The sequence below is a fragment of the Pseudoxanthomonas wuyuanensis genome (assembly GCF_900215535.1).
GTDB lineage: Bacteria > Pseudomonadota > Gammaproteobacteria > Xanthomonadales > Xanthomonadaceae > Pseudoxanthomonas_A > Pseudoxanthomonas_A wuyuanensis.
The window spans coordinates 113,352-126,819 of sequence record NZ_OCND01000003.1 but is presented as its reverse complement, the minus strand read 5'-3'; the positions used below and the strand labels follow the sequence as shown (position 1 = coordinate 126,819).

The 13,468-nt window shown below is 66.9% G+C and carries 14 protein-coding genes; 7 read left to right on the top strand and 7 right to left on the bottom strand.

Annotated features, from left to right (window positions below; genetic code table 11):
- Positions 1-96: 96 nt before the first annotated feature.
- On the bottom strand, positions 97-2,358 hold the full coding sequence (locus CRO39_RS08180) for a prolyl oligopeptidase family serine peptidase (protein ID WP_097121412.1): 2,262 nt from the start codon (positions 2,356-2,358) through the stop codon (positions 97-99).
- 77 nt (positions 2,359-2,435) lie between these two features.
- On the bottom strand, positions 2,436-2,729 hold the full coding sequence (locus CRO39_RS08175; RefSeq protein WP_097121411.1) for a hypothetical protein: 294 nt from the start codon (positions 2,727-2,729) through the stop codon (positions 2,436-2,438).
- Between the two features lie 186 nt (positions 2,730-2,915).
- On the opposite strand from CRO39_RS08175, the gene CRO39_RS08170 reads away from it, so the two are divergent.
- On the top strand, positions 2,916-3,494 hold the full coding sequence (locus tag CRO39_RS08170) for a lipocalin family protein (protein WP_097121410.1): 579 nt from the start codon (positions 2,916-2,918) through the stop codon (positions 3,492-3,494).
- 147 nt (positions 3,495-3,641) lie between these two features.
- Here CRO39_RS08170 and CRO39_RS08165 read toward each other — a convergent pair whose 3' ends face one another.
- Positions 3,642-4,613, bottom strand: a complete 972-nt coding sequence (locus CRO39_RS08165) for a helix-turn-helix transcriptional regulator (RefSeq protein WP_097121409.1) — start codon at positions 4,611-4,613, stop codon at positions 3,642-3,644.
- 240 nt (positions 4,614-4,853) lie between these two features.
- Between CRO39_RS08165 and CRO39_RS08160 the strand changes: the two genes are divergently transcribed.
- From CRO39_RS08160 to CRO39_RS08150, 4 genes are all read left to right on the top strand, one after another.
- Positions 4,854-5,501 carry a hypothetical protein gene (locus tag CRO39_RS08160; RefSeq protein WP_097121408.1) on the top strand — a complete coding sequence of 216 codons (648 nt, stop codon included), beginning with the start codon at positions 4,854-4,856 and terminating at the stop codon, positions 5,499-5,501.
- An 81-nt stretch (positions 5,502-5,582) separates the two neighbouring features.
- The gene (locus tag CRO39_RS08155) at positions 5,583-6,125 is read left to right on the top strand and encodes a hypothetical protein (RefSeq protein WP_097121407.1); all 543 of its coding nucleotides are present in this window, start codon (positions 5,583-5,585) and stop codon (positions 6,123-6,125) included.
- 191 nt (positions 6,126-6,316) lie between these two features.
- On the top strand, positions 6,317-6,472 hold the full coding sequence (locus CRO39_RS20895; RefSeq protein ID WP_162125749.1) for a hypothetical protein: 156 nt from the start codon (positions 6,317-6,319) through the stop codon (positions 6,470-6,472).
- A gap of 171 nt (positions 6,473-6,643) precedes the next feature.
- Positions 6,644-7,543 (top strand): DUF481 domain-containing protein, encoded by a 900-nt coding sequence (locus tag CRO39_RS08150; RefSeq protein WP_162125750.1) that lies wholly within the window; start codon positions 6,644-6,646, stop codon positions 7,541-7,543.
- A 97-nt stretch (positions 7,544-7,640) separates the two neighbouring features.
- Here the strand turns inward: CRO39_RS08150 and hemC are convergent, their stop codons facing one another.
- The 4 genes from hemC to CRO39_RS08130 form a co-directional block, all read right to left on the bottom strand.
- Complete coding sequence (gene hemC, locus CRO39_RS08145; RefSeq protein WP_097121405.1) at positions 7,641-8,558, bottom strand: hydroxymethylbilane synthase; 918 nt, start codon at positions 8,556-8,558, stop codon at positions 7,641-7,643.
- A 318-nt stretch (positions 8,559-8,876) separates the two neighbouring features.
- Complete coding sequence (locus CRO39_RS08140) at positions 8,877-9,608, bottom strand: LytR/AlgR family response regulator transcription factor (protein ID WP_097121404.1); 732 nt, start codon at positions 9,606-9,608, stop codon at positions 8,877-8,879.
- Between the two features lie 96 nt (positions 9,609-9,704).
- On the bottom strand, positions 9,705-10,388 hold the full coding sequence (locus CRO39_RS08135; RefSeq protein ID WP_097121403.1) for an alpha/beta hydrolase: 684 nt from the start codon (positions 10,386-10,388) through the stop codon (positions 9,705-9,707).
- A gap of 178 nt (positions 10,389-10,566) precedes the next feature.
- Positions 10,567-11,493, bottom strand: a complete 927-nt coding sequence (locus CRO39_RS08130) for a TonB family protein (RefSeq protein ID WP_097121402.1) — start codon at positions 11,491-11,493, stop codon at positions 10,567-10,569.
- A gap of 198 nt (positions 11,494-11,691) precedes the next feature.
- On the opposite strand from CRO39_RS08130, the gene CRO39_RS08125 reads away from it, so the two are divergent.
- On the top strand, positions 11,692-12,684 hold the full coding sequence (locus tag CRO39_RS08125; RefSeq protein ID WP_097121401.1) for an ABC transporter ATP-binding protein: 993 nt from the start codon (positions 11,692-11,694) through the stop codon (positions 12,682-12,684).
- Complete coding sequence (locus tag CRO39_RS08120) at positions 12,681-13,442, top strand: ABC transporter permease (RefSeq protein WP_097121400.1); 762 nt, start codon at positions 12,681-12,683, stop codon at positions 13,440-13,442. Before CRO39_RS08125 ends, CRO39_RS08120 begins: the two co-directional genes overlap by 4 nt.
- Positions 13,443-13,468 lie beyond the last annotated feature (26 nt).

Sequence of the window (13,468 nt, the reverse complement as noted above, 5' to 3'; positions counted from 1 at the left end):
CAATGGTGTGGCGGAGCGAGGGCGGACCGAATGCGCGATCCTGCATGACTGCGTGCCCCCTCCCCACTCCTCCCTGCCTTCGCAGGGTAGGGGGTTCTATTTGGCCAGCTGCTGCCAGAGGAAGGTGTAGGCCAGCGCGCTCATGTGCGCGGCCTGCGCGTTGTTGGCCGCGCCGCCGTGGCCGCCTTCGATGTTCTCGTAGTAGCGCACGTCCTTGCCCGCTTCCAGCATCTTGGCCGCCATCTTGCGCGCATGGCCCGGATGCACGCGGTCGTCGCGGGTGGAGGTCATGAACAGCGTCGGCGGGTAGTCCTTGCCGGCATCGAACAGGTGGTACGGCGAGAAGGTCCGGATGAATTCCCAGTCGGCGGTGTCCGGATTGCCGTACTCGGCCATCCACGAGGCGCCGGCCAGCAGGTGGCTGTAGCGCTTCATGTCCAGCAGCGGCACCTGCACGACCACCGCACCGAACAGATCCGGGTACTGGGTCAGCATGTTGCCGGTCAGCAGCCCGCCGTTGCTGCCGCCCTGGATGCCCAGGTGCGGGGTGGAGGTGATCTTGCGCGCGATCAGATCCTGCGCGACCGCGGCGAAGTCCTCGTAGGCCTTGTGCCGGTTGGCCTTCAGCGCGGCCTGGTGCCAGCGCGGGCCGTATTCGCCGCCGCCGCGGATGTTGGCCACGGCGTAGACACCGCCCTTCTCCAGCCAGCCCTTGCCGACGCCGCCGGAATAGCCGGGCGTCAGCGAGATCTCGAAGCCGCCGTAGCCGTACAGCAGGGTCGGCGTGCTACCGTCGTATTTCAGGTCCTTCGGCCGGACCAGGAAGTACGGCACGCGGGTACCGTCCTGGCTGGTGGCGAAGTGCTGCTCGATGACGTGGGTAGAGGCATCGAAGAACGCCGGCATCGATTTCAGCTGTTCCGGCTGCTTGCCCTGGCTGTTGCCGGATACCTCGGCCAGCGACAGGGTGGTCGGGGTCAGGTAGTCGGTGACGGTCAGCCAGACCGCATCGCTGTCGTCGGCATCGACGGCGCTGACGCCGATGGTGCCGAACGCAGGCGCACCGGCGAATTCGCTGGTCTTCCAGCCATCGGCCGACGCTTCTGCGCATCCTGCGCCCGCGTCACTCGTACATCCATGCGCATCGGATGGCGTCAGCACGCTCAGGCGGTTCTTGACGTCCTCCAGCACATTCAACACCAGGTGGTTCCTGGTCCAGGCAAAACCGGCCAGCGAGGTCTTTTCGGTCGGCGCGAACAGCACGTCGAAGTCACGCTTGCCGGCCATGAAGTCATCGAACTTCGCCGCCAGCAGGCTGCCCGCCGCGTAGGTCTTGTCGCCGACGGTCCATGGCTCGCGCAGTTCCAGCGTCAGCCACTGCCGGTGCACGCCCTTGTTGGCCGAGTTGGGCGCGTCGATCTTGACCAGCTCGCCGGACGCTCCTGCGCATCCTGCGCCCGCGTCACTCGCACATCCATGTGCATCGGACGCTTCTGCGCATCCTGCGCCCGCGTCACTCGCACATCCATGTGCATCGCTTCGCAGATACAGCTCGTCGTTGTAGAACGCCAGCGTGCGGCTGACGAAATCGCGCTGGAAACCCGGCGTATCGTCGTGGTAGGCGGCGATGTACATATCGTCCGGCCTGCCTTCGTAGACCACGGTGGCGGCGCTGAGCGGCGTGCCGCGCTTCCATTCCTTGACGATGCGCGGGTAGCCGGAACTGGTCATGCTGCCGTCGCCGAAGTCGGTGAAGACATAGACGGTATCGGCGTCCTTCCAGCCCAGCGCGCCCTTGGCCTCGGGCCGGTAGAAGCCGTCCTTCAGGAAGGTCTTGCTGGTCAGATCGAACTCGCGGGTTTCGTCGGCATCGGCGCCGCCGCGCGACAGCGCGATCAGGCAGCGGGTGTACTCAGGCTTGCGGCAATCGGCGCCGTGCCAGACCCAGTTCTTGCCTTCGGCCTTGTTCAGCGCATCCAGATCCAGCACGGTTTCCCACTGCGGCTGCGCCTTGCGGTACTCCTCCAGCGTGGTGCGGCGCCACAGGCCGCGCTCGTGGTGCTTGTCCTTCCAGAAGTTGTAGTAGTAATCGCCGATCTTCTGCACGCCGGGAATCTTGGCGTCCGAATCCAGGATGGCGCGGATGTCGGCCTCGAGCCGCTTGAACTCCGGGGTGGCGGCGATTTCCGCTTCCGCCTTGGCGTTGAGCGCCTTGACCCATTCCAGCTGTTTGGCGCCTTCCACTTCCTCCAGCCATGCATACGGGTCATCGGCCATCGTGTTCTCCTTGGCTTGGGCGGAAGCGGCGCCGGCCATGGCGAGACCAGCGGCCAGGCAGGCATGGGCGAGTTTGGGCATTGCGGACGGCTCCGTGAAGGGCAGGCATGAAGCCTTCACGCTAGCACAAGGCCCGTCAGCCATCCCCCTGCCGAAGGTCAGGCGGCGCGCAACCTGCGCCGGGCCTGCGCGCGCTGGCGCCGGCGCGGGCGGGACGGCGCCAGCGCCGCCGGCAACGGCGGCAAGCGGAAGCGGTACAGCGACCACCACGCCGCCAGCGGCATGCCGACCAGCCACAACGGCGCCCAGCCCAGCCATTGGCTGTGTCCACGCGCAACCGGCAGCAACAGGACCAGCGCCAGTCCTGCCAGCACGGCGGTTCGCAGCCAACGTTCCAGGCGAGGATCGGGCCGGGGTGGGGAAACAGCGACGCGGTAGACGAACCGGGGCATACGGACACTCCGTTGGGAACTGCCGGCAGATTGCCGCGGCGCCATCTCAACGCTTGCGACTTCTTCACAGGCAGTGCAACGTTTGCACTGCCAGAATGCTTGCACCGTTGTGTGTGGGCTCACTGGTAATCCTTCCGTCCCGAAACGCTGCTACACCTGTTCGCTCGACTATCTGGAATCCAACGCATGGCTCGACCCCGCATCCTGCGCCTCCCGCTGATTGGCCTGCTTCTGGCCTTGCTGGCCGCCTGCGCCAGCCAACCGGTCGGCGATGCGCGCAGCCAATCGGACGTCGATCTGGAGCGCTTCATGGGGACCTGGTACGTCATCGCGCACATTCCCTACTTCGCCGAGCGCGGCCATGTCGCCAGCCGCCAGGAATACACGCTGCGTGGGGATGGCCGGATTGCCGCCCGCTACATCCACCAGGAAGGCTTCTCCCAGCCGGTCGAAGCGCTGGAATCGCGCGCCAAGGTCAAGGGCGGTACCGGCAATCGCGAATGGGCGCAGCGCTTCTATGGCGTGATACCGGCCAAGCTGCGCATCCTGGAAGTGGCGCCGGACTATTCATGGGCGCTGATCGACTACCCGGGCCGCGACATGGGCTGGATCTACGGCCGCGCGCCAACCATGGACGATGCCCTGTACCGGCAGCTGGTGATGAAGATGCGCGACCACGGCGTCAATGCACGCCAGCTGGTACGCGTCCCGCAGTTGCCCGAGCAGGTCGGCCAACCGGGATTCGCCGAACCGGAAATGCCGTAACTTCAGCGGACCTGCGCCCCGCATCGCGCGACGGCGAACCCCGCCATTCTCTTTTGCCAACCCGCCCGGCGGCAGGCATTCGCGTCAGCGGGCGATGAAAGCGGGCCCGGTCCCCAACCCAGTCCCGAGTCCCCAGCCCCCGCTGCACTACTTCCGCCCGTAGTTGCTCAGCGCCAGTTCCAGCAGCGACTTGGCCTGCTCGCGCAGTACCGCCGGTTCGATGATCTCGGCGTCGGCGCCGTAGTGCAGAATGTCCATCAGCAGCTCGCGCGAGACGCTGTAGGGTACTTTCAGTTCGTAGCGGCCATCGGGCAGGTGGCGGCCTTCCTGCTTGGAATGCCATTGCTCGTCGGCCACCCAGCGCGCGGCCTTGGGGCTGAACATGATCGTGGCCCAGCCTTTCGGTTCGCCGGAAAAGATGCCGTAGCTGGAAGCCAGGTGCTGGTTCAACTCGGCGTTGTCCAGATCCTGCGCCGGTTCTTCCAGCACCCGCGCGCCGACAACGCGGTCGACGGCAAAGCTGCGCAGCGCCCGGCGCTCATGATCCCAGGCATCCAGGTACCAGTTGTCGCGATAGTGGGTGATGCGTTGCGGCGACACCGTGCGGCGGGTGCGTTCGTCGGTGGACCGCGCGCGGTACTCGAACGCCAGCTGCTTGCGCTCCAGCACCGCCGAGGCGACCGCGCGGAAACTGGCTTCGTCGAGCCGGCGGCCGCGATGCGGGATCACCCGTACCCGCTCCACCGGCCACTGCGCCACGCCGGCGTGGTCGGCCAGCAGGCCTTCGATGCGCTTCTGCAGCGGCGCCAGCGCGCCCGACAGCACGCCGCCTCCGGTGCGCACCAGCAATTGCTGGGCCGCCAGCAGCGCGTACAGTTCTTCCGAACTCAGCCACAGGCCGGGCAGTTCGAAGCGTTCGCTCTCGCCGGCCTGGTAGCGGAAGCCGGCCTCGCCATCGCCCTCCACCGGGGCCATCAGCGCATCGCGCAGATAGGCCAGGTCGCGGTAGACGGTGGCGCGCGAGCAGCCCAGTTCCTCCTGCAGCCGCTTGACCGTGACCGGGTAACGGGCGGCCTTGAGGATACGGTGCAGCGCAGTGATGCGTTCTATCTTGTCCATACGCGGATTATGGCCGACCGGTGGCCGTTGTCACCGTCCGGTTTGCGTTGATAGGCAAGAACAGGGCGCGCTGCCGGCGGCAGCTTGGGCCCGTGCGGTGCCCGGCGTCCGCAGGTGGTTCTACCCTGTGGATGCCCTCAACGCACGGACCCAAACTGCCGCCCCGCTCCGGGTATCGCCAGAGGCCGGCGGTCCGGTGCAGACTGACCGCCGGAACCCCCGCCTGCTGCCTGGAGTCCTATGACCCGTCCCGGATTGCTGCTGACCGCCCTGATCGCCATGCTGCTGAGCGCCTGCAAGGCCGATGCACCGCCTGCCGAGGAGGTGGCCGTCCCCGCCGGCAGCGCAGGCGCTGCAGCCATCGACCCGGCATTGTCCAGCCAGGACGCGCTGGCGGAAGTCACCGCTTCGATGGATCGCTTCCTGGCCGCACGCAGTTTCCACGCCAGCATGCGTATCGAAGGCGAGCGCCCGATGGCCAGCGAAATGGAATTCGCCGCCCCGGACCGCTACCGGATAGACCTGCCGGTCGGCACCCAGATCATCATCGGCGACACCATGTACATGGACATGCACGGCCAGCGCACCCGGGTGCCGATTCCCGAAGGCACGATCAGCCAGTGGCGGGATCCGCTGAAGATCGCGCAGAACCTGGACGGACTGTCGGCCGAATTCCTCGGCAGCGAACCGTTGCAGGGCATACCGGCACGCAAATACCAGGTCCGCCACAGTTTTCCGGAACCGGGCGAGTTCACCTACTGGGTCGGCGCCGATGGCCTGCCGCTGCAACTGCGCCACAGCGGCCAGGGCGAAGGCGGTCCCTACGTCATGACGCTGCGCTATTCGCGCTACAACGACCCGGGCATCCGGGTGATGGTGCCGGAATGAAAGCAGCCAGGCGCAGCGTTTCCGGATAACTTCCGGTTAACCCATCCGTATTCAAACTCGCCGCATTCAACGGAGATTGGAATGCGGCAAGCACCCCAGGGAAGAACCGCGCAGGCGTTCGCCTGCCTCACTGTGGCGGTGGTCCATATCGGCCTGTTCTGGCTGCTGGCCATCAAACCGCGCTACGAAACGACCGGCCGCGACATCTCGCGGCTACGCGTGGTGTTCCTGCCGCGGCCGCCACCGGCCGTACCGCCGTCACCGCCACTACCGGCCCGGTTGCCGACACCGCCGGCTCGCGACCGGATGCCCGCCCGCGCCAGCGTGGACGGCGCTCCTTCCGAATCCGCACCGACGCCGGCCGCTGCCGTTGAAACCGCCCACGCATCGGCGGCCGAACTAGCCGGCCAGGCTGCCGCATGGGCCGCGCAATCGGTCCCCAACGGCTTCGACGCCGACCCGCTGCGCAGCCGGCGCGCGCAGTTGCCGGGCGGCGAGCGCGGCGACCGCTTCGCGATGCGGCCGCCGCCCTGGGCGTGCCATCGCTTCCCGAGCAGGCCGCGCCGTTCTTGCGCGTGTTCGGGGCAAGGAAGAACGAGGAAGTGGACGTTGGTCCTCGCCTGAGTGATGACGCGGCACCGGACACGCGCAAGAACGGCCCTGCGGGTTGGGCCTGGCGGGCCGCCATCCGTCGCCGCGCGGCTTGACCTGACGGCCAGTCAGACGCTGCGCCGCGCAACACCGGCTGACGGCCCGCCAGAACCAACGCGACCTACTCGGGAAGCGATGACACGCCCTAGCAACGCACGCTGCGCATGATCGGACAGATGCTGGGTGGACCGAACTACACCACCGATCCGTGCCCGGAGATCCGCGAGAACCTTGCCGGCCTGATGACCGATGGTTCCGAAGCCGGCCGTCGGGCGCTGCAACAACAGCTCGATCTGGACCGACGCTATTGCCGCCGTTGAATGCGAAACTGAATCTGCCATGACATGGCATACCGGAATCGGGCCGGAAAGGCGAATTCAAACAACTACTTGGGTTGAAGTGAAGATCGGCCCACCGGTATCATGAAAGCGTTTCCAAGATTACGGAAGATCCCTCCTCCCCCGCGTCCGCTCCGCCTGCCGAGGTTATCCATGCCCCGCTCGCTCCATTCCATTGCCCTGCTCACGGCGATGTCCGCGCTGTCCACCCCGGCGTGGGCCGCGCAGAACATCAAGCAGGGCGCGCTACCGCAACTGGCCAAACCCATCGCCAAGCAAGCCGTCCCGTACCGCCCCCTTGCGCAGCGGCCGTTGCGGCCGCAGCCGCCGCACCCGCAGCCTGAAACGCTGGCCCCGGCCGAGCCGCGGCCCAAGTGGACCGGCAACGGCGAACTCGGCTATGCCTCCGCCAACGGCAACAGCACCACCGAGAGCCTCAACGGCCGCCTGAACCTGAAATACGCCGACGGTTTCTGGGCGCACAGCTTCGATCTGTCCGGTCTGCGCGCCACCGGCGAATTCACCAGCACCGCCGCCGACGGCAGTACCCGGCTCGAGCGCCGCACCACCGCCAACCGCTACACCGTCAACGGCAACTCCGCCTATCTGATGGATGCGCGCGGCACCATCAACACTTCGCTGCGCCACGAACAGGACGACTTCGGCACCTACAGCCGGCAACAGTCGCTGAGCCTGAGCTACGGCAACCGGGTCGTCGACGGCGAGAAAGCGCAACTGGATCTGCAGATCGGTCCCGGCTACCGCCGTACCCATCACCGCCTGGACGATGAGGAGCAGGCCGGCCCCATCGCACGCGGCCGGCTCGGCCTGAAGTACGCGATGAGCGAGAACACCGAACTGGTCAACACGCTGCTGGTCGAATCCGGCGACTACAACACCTTCGCCCAGAACGATCTTGGCGTGTCGGTGGCGATGAATTCGCACCTGGCGCTGAAGGCCGGCTGGCAGGCGCGCCACAACAGCAATGTCGACGACGACCGCAAGAAGACCGACACGCTGACCACGATGAACGTGGTCTACAAGTTCAAGTAGCGGGCCGGGAATCGGGAAATGCTCGGCCTTTGCCTTCCTTGTTGCAGGGCCTGATCAAGGCAACCCTGAACAAGCGTTGCCTTGAAGCGTTTTCGCTTCAATCCCCACCCAGCAGATCGCCGGCGCCCTGGGCCAGCAATTGCTCGGCCACCTGCCGGCCCAGCGATTCGGGCGACTGATCCGCATCTGCGCTGGCAGCGGCGCGCAGCAGCAGGCCGTGCTCGGCCGAGCCGACCAGTCCCGCCAATTGCATCGCCTGACCCTGCAATTCCGCGAAAGCGGCCACCGGCACATGGCAACTGCCGTGCAAGGCGCGGTTCATCGCGCGCTCGGCCTCCACGCAGCGGCGGGTGGGCGCATGATCCAACGCCGCCAGCAACTGGCCGGTGGCGGCATCGTCGGCGCGGCATTCGATCGCTATCGCGCCCTGCGCCGGTGCCGGCAACCAGTCCGGCGGTTGCAGCCGCGCGCGGATGCGCGCCTGAAAGCCCAGCCGTTGCAAGCCGGCACAGGCCAGCACGATGGCGTCGTAGTCGCCGGCGTCCAGCCTGGCCAGGCGCGTGTTGACGTTGCCGCGCAGATCCAGCAGTTGCAGATCCGGCCGGCGCGCGCGCAGCTGCGCCTGCCGCCGCAACGACGAGGTGCCCACCCGCGCGCCCTGCGGCAGCGCATCGATGCCCGCGTATCGATCGGAAACGAAGGCATCGGCGGGATCGGCGCGGGCCAGGATGGCCGGCAAGGCGAACGGGCCTTCCAGTTCCATCGGCACGTCCTTCAGCGAGTGCACCGCGCAGTCGGCCTCGCCGCGCAGCATCGCCAGTTCCAGTTCCTTCAGGAACAGGCCCTTGCCGCCGATCGCCGCCAGCGAGCGATCCAGCACTTCATCGCCGCGCGTGCTCATCGGAATCAGCGTGACCGTCAACCCCGGGTGCGCGGCGCGCAGGCGCTCGGCGACGTGTTCGCTCTGCCACAGGGCAAGCGGGCTTTTGCGGGTGGCGATGCGCAGCGGTTTCATGCCGCCATTATCCCGCAGCCCGGCGGAAAAAGCCCGGTGCGGCTCAGCAGTCCCGTTCTCGATGCGGCAGTGGCGCCGGCATGCCGGCACCGGTCAGTCGCCACGGAGTATCGGTAAGGCCATCTCGGGACCGACGCGGTTGCCACAAGCCACAGCCCATGGCACGCGCTAGAGCGTGTTATGGCCTTTGGGGTAAGTGCGAAGGCTGCTGTCGCGGTGTCAGGCAAGGCGCACGCCGCCGGTCGGGCTGGCCGCCTGGCGAAGGCGTGCAACGGCGCTGGCACGCAACGCATCTCATCCCAAAGGCCATAACACGCTCTAGAGATTCTTGACCGTTTCCCGCAGCCCGGCCACGCAGCGGCGGCTGACTTCCAGTGGCGCCTTGCCGTGGCGCAGGATGGCCTGCACATGGCCATCGCCGACGCGCTTGAGTTCGATCAGCTCGTGGCGCGCAACCAGGCAGTTGCGGTGGATGCGGACGAAACGGCCATTGAATTCCTCTTCCAGCGACTTCAGCGACTCCTCGATCAAGTCCTCGCCGCGCGCATGGTGCACGACCACGTACTTTTCCTCGGCCTGCAGATAATGCACTTCCTCGAGCGGGATCAGCCGCAGGCTGCCGCGCAGGCGCGCGCACAGATGCGTGCGCGCCTGCCGGTTGGGCGCGGCCGGTCCCTGGGTTTCGCGGCCGGCGATGAAGGTGCGCGCGCGCTCCAGCGCGGCGGCCAGCCGCTCAGGACGGATCGGCTTCATCAGATAATCGATGGCGGCCGCCTCGAATGCCGACAGCGCATGCGCATCGTAGGCGGTGCAGAACACCACCGCCGGGCGCGGGTCGAACGCGGCCAGGTGGCGTGCGGCCTCCAGGCCATCGACGCCCGGCATGGCGATATCCAGCAGCACCAGGTCGGGCCGATGCTCGGCACAGGCCTGCAGCGCGGCCAGGCCGTTGTCCGCTTCGGCCATCAGTTCGACGCCGGCATGTTCGGCCAGCAACAGGCGCAGGCGCTCGCGGGCCAGGGGTTCGTCGTCGGCGATGACTACCTTCACGCCAGTGGCATCCTCTGCAGGGACAGCGATGGAGGGACGGGCGCATGGTAACGCCGGCTCGCCGCCGGCGTCACGGCGGACCGCCGCTACTGTGTCTTACAACGCAAAGCGATGCGACATCCAGTCACCCAGATCGCGGATTTCCTCCGCGCAGACCTGATGCGCCATCGGATAGCGGTGCCATTGCAGGGTAAACCCCAACGTGGTGAGGATCTGTGCACTGCGTTCGGCATAGGCGAGCGGAATCACCTGATCGCCCTGGCCATGGGCCATGAAGATCGGTTGCTGCAGGGCGGCATCGGCCAGCGCCGCGGCGGCCTGGTCCGCACCGGGCAGATAGGTCGACAACGCAATCAGGCCGGCCAGGGGCTGTTGCCTGCGCAGTCCGGCCGCCAGCGCAATCGCCCCGCCCTGCGAGAAGCCGGCCAGCAACAGCCGCTCCGGGGCAATGCCGCGCGCCCGCTCGCGCGCGATCAACGCTTCGACCTGGACGATGGACTGGCTGACGCCGTCGCTGTCGGCGCGATTGGGAAAATCCATGCCGACGATGTCGTACCAGGCGCGCATCGGCACGCCGTTGTTGATCGTCACCGGCCGCACCGGCGCATGCGGAAAGACGAAGCGCAGCGCGGGCCAGTCGCTGCGAACCAGTTCCGGCACGATCGGCGCGAAGTCATGGCCATCGGCACCCAGGCCATGCAGCCACAGCACCGACCATTGCGGCGACGGCCCGGTTTCCTGTTCGACGGTTTGCAGCAGTTCGGTGGCGGAATCGTTCATGCCGCCATTATGGGGCGGGGAATGGGGAGTGAGAAGTGAGAAGTGAGGAACGAGGAGCGAGAAACGAGAAGCGAGAAACGAGGAACGAGGAGTGAGGAGTGAGTAGAGCGGGCGGCATCGCGTGAGGTATCGGAACGGCGTTCCCTCACTCCTCACTCCTCTACCCCTCACTCCTCGCCTAGTCCGGTAACCGGAAACGCACCGTACGCTGGGAGCGATGCGACTGTCCGCTGGGCTCGAACCGCCAGCGCGATGCCACCGCCAGCGCTGCGGCATCGAAGACGCCTTCGGGCGTGGCCGACAACATGCGCGCGTTGCGTACGCTGCCGTCGGGCTGGATGTCGAACGCCACTTCGACCGCGCCTTCGATGCGGCCACGCAGCGCCGGCAGTGGATAGCGCGGCTGCGCGTCCTGCAGCAGGCGTGGCAGCGCTGCGGCCGTGCCGACAGGAGCCGGTGCCGGGCGCGGCACTTCCGCTGCCGGCGCTGGCGGCACCAATGCCGTTGCCGGGGCGGGCGGCGGCAGGGGCGGCACGGTTTCGGCTTCGGGGATGGGAGTCGGCAAAGCGGGCAGGCTCGCGGCGGCGGCAGCCGCTGCGGTTTTCACGGCCACCACAGATGCATCGCCGGCGCGAATATCGGCAGCCACGTCCGTCTGCGGTGCCGCCGGACTCCGCTGCAGCTGTTCCAGCGCCGCCTGCAGTCGCGGCAACGCCGGCGCCTGCGCATCCACCCGCATCAGTAGTTGCAGCAACCGCTGCGCCTGTTCCCGTTCCCCCCGCTCCAGCATCTGTTCGGTGGCAATCAGCAGGTAGGGCTGCAGTTCGATCAGCGCCGCATGAGTGCGGGTATCGTCCGGCTGGCGCTCCCGCGCCGCCAGAAAGTACTCGATGGCGTTGTCGCCGTCCGGCGCATACAGGCGATTGTCGCGCATCGCCTGTTGCGCGCGCTGGCGCAGCTGATCCAGATGATCGACGGCTGCCGGCGCCGCCGCAGCGGCTGGCGGCAGCGGCCCGGTTGCCGGCGTATCGTGGCGGCCGCACGCACCCAGCGCCAGCAGGCAGAACGAAAGCGCCGGCGCGCGCCGGATACGGTAGGTCTTCATTGGCAGGTCCCCTGTTGGGGGCGGCAGCCTAAACGGGCTTGATGACGCGAATGCTTCAATGGCGGCACGGTCGAGCCTGCGCGGATTCGCGATGGGATGGTGAATCCCGCAAATCCGACCAGCCTGCGCACAACCTTCGGCGCGCGACTGGATTAGGCTATTGGACCCGTTCACAGGATGCCTTCCATGCAACAGGCAATGGCCTCTCCGGTACCGCAGCAGGCGGCGGCTGCCGTCAACGCTCCCATCGTCAGCGTCGCCGGCGTCAGCAAGACCTACAAGAGCGGTTTCCAGGCGCTCAAGCGCGTGGACCTGGACATCCGCCGCGGCGAGATCTTCGCCCTGCTCGGCCCCAACGGCGCCGGCAAGACCACGCTGATCAGCATCATCTGCGGCATCGTCAACCCCAGCGAAGGCACGGTGCTGGCCGACGGCCACGACGTGGTCCGCGACTACCGCGCCGCGCGCGGCAAGATCGGCCTGGTGCCGCAGGAGCTGTCCACCGATGCGTTCGAGACGGTCTGGGCCACGGTCCGGTTCAGCCGCGGTCTGTTCGGCAGGCCGCCCAATCCGGCGCACCTGGAAAAGGTGCTGCGCGACCTGTCGCTGTGGGACAAGAAGGACAGCAAGATCATGGCGCTGTCCGGCGGCATGAAGCGGCGGGTGCTGATCGCCAAGGCGCTGGCGCATGAGCCGCAGATCCTGTTCCTGGACGAACCCACCGCCGGCGTCGATGTGGAGCTGCGCCGCGACATGTGGCAGATGGTGCGCCAGCTGCGCGAGAGCGGCGTGACCATCATCCTGACCACGCACTACATCGAAGAGGCCGAGGAAATGGCCGACCGCATCGGCGTGATCAACAAGGGCGAGCTGATCCTGGTCGAGGACAAGCATGTGCTGATGCGCAAGCTGGGCAAGAAGCAGCTGACCCTGCAACTGCACCACCCGCTGCCGGAGGTGCCGGCCGAACTGTCCGCGCTGCCGCTGGAGCTGGCCGACGACGGCCATGCGCTGGTCTACACCTTCGATGCGCAGGGCGAGGAGACCGGCATCGCCGCGCTGCTGAAGCGGCTGGGCGAGCTGGGCATCGACTTCAAGGACCTGCATTCCAGCGAAAGCTCGCTGGAGGAGATCTTCGTCAACCTGGTCCATAACGGCAATGCCCCCAACGGCAAGGAGGCCCGCGCATGAACTGGCATGCCATCAAGGCCATCTACCGTTTCGAGATGGCGCGCACCTTCCGCACCATCACCCAGTCGATCGCCTCGCCTGTGCTGTCGACCTCGCTGTATTTCGTGGTGTTCGGCGCGGCCATCGGTTCGAAGATGGGCGACATCGACGGGGTCAGCTACGGCGCCTTCATCATTCCCGGCCTGATCATGCTGTCGCTGCTCAACGAGAGCATTTCCAACGCCTCGTTCGGCATCTACATGCCCAAGTGGGCCGGCACCATCTACGAGCTGCTGTCGGCGCCGGTGTCGTACGTGGAAGTGGTGATCGGCTACGTTGGCGCGGCGGCGACCAAATCGCTGATGCTGGGCGTGCTGATCCTGATCACCGCGCGGGTGTTCGTGCCCTACGAAATCGCCCACCCGCTGTGGATGCTGTGTTTCCTGCTGCTGACCGCGGTGACCTTCAGCCTGTTCGGCTTCATCATCGGCCTGTGGGCCGACGACTTCCAGAAGCTGCAGGTCATCCCGCTGATGATCGTCACCCCGCTGACTTTCCTGGGCGGCGCGTTCTATTCGATCAACATGCTGCCGCCGGTGTGGCAGAAGATCACCCTGTTCAACCCGGTGGTGTACCTGATCAGCGGCTTCCGCTGGAGCTTCTACGGGGTGTCCGACGTCAACGTCGCCATCAGCGTGGCGGCGATCGTCGGCTTCCTGATCCTGTGCCTGGCCGCGGTATGGTGGATCTTCAGGACCGGCTACAAGCTCAGGAATTGAGCCACGAGGCGGCGGCAACCGGCGCC

Excerpts from the sequence above, each read along its gene's own strand:
- CRO39_RS08130 (WP_097121402.1), bottom strand. The coding sequence starts at position 11,493 with ATGAAGACCTACCGTATCCGGCGCGCGCCGGCGCTTTCGTTCTGCCTG.
- CRO39_RS08160 (WP_097121408.1), top strand. The coding sequence starts at position 4,854 with ATGACCCGTCCCGGATTGCTGCTGACCGCCCTGATCGCCATGCTGCTG.
- CRO39_RS08180 (WP_097121412.1), bottom strand. The coding sequence starts at position 2,358 with ATGCCCAAACTCGCCCATGCCTGCCTGGCCGCTGGTCTCGCCATGGCC.
- CRO39_RS08125 (WP_097121401.1), top strand. The coding sequence starts at position 11,692 with ATGGCCTCTCCGGTACCGCAGCAGGCGGCGGCTGCCGTCAACGCTCCC.
- CRO39_RS08135 (WP_097121403.1), bottom strand. The coding sequence starts at position 10,388 with ATGAACGATTCCGCCACCGAACTGCTGCAAACCGTCGAACAGGAAACC.
- CRO39_RS08165 (WP_097121409.1), bottom strand. The coding sequence starts at position 4,613 with ATGGACAAGATAGAACGCATCACTGCGCTGCACCGTATCCTCAAGGCC.
- CRO39_RS20895 (WP_162125749.1), top strand. The coding sequence starts at position 6,317 with ATGATCGGACAGATGCTGGGTGGACCGAACTACACCACCGATCCGTGC.
- hemC (WP_097121405.1), bottom strand. The coding sequence starts at position 8,558 with ATGAAACCGCTGCGCATCGCCACCCGCAAAAGCCCGCTTGCCCTGTGG.
- CRO39_RS08120 (WP_097121400.1), top strand. The coding sequence starts at position 12,681 with ATGAACTGGCATGCCATCAAGGCCATCTACCGTTTCGAGATGGCGCGC.
- CRO39_RS08175 (WP_097121411.1), bottom strand. The coding sequence starts at position 2,729 with ATGCCCCGGTTCGTCTACCGCGTCGCTGTTTCCCCACCCCGGCCCGAT.
- CRO39_RS08155 (WP_097121407.1), top strand. The coding sequence starts at position 5,583 with ATGCGGCAAGCACCCCAGGGAAGAACCGCGCAGGCGTTCGCCTGCCTC.
- CRO39_RS08170 (WP_097121410.1), top strand. The coding sequence starts at position 2,916 with ATGGCTCGACCCCGCATCCTGCGCCTCCCGCTGATTGGCCTGCTTCTG.
- CRO39_RS08150 (WP_162125750.1), top strand. The coding sequence starts at position 6,644 with ATGCCCCGCTCGCTCCATTCCATTGCCCTGCTCACGGCGATGTCCGCG.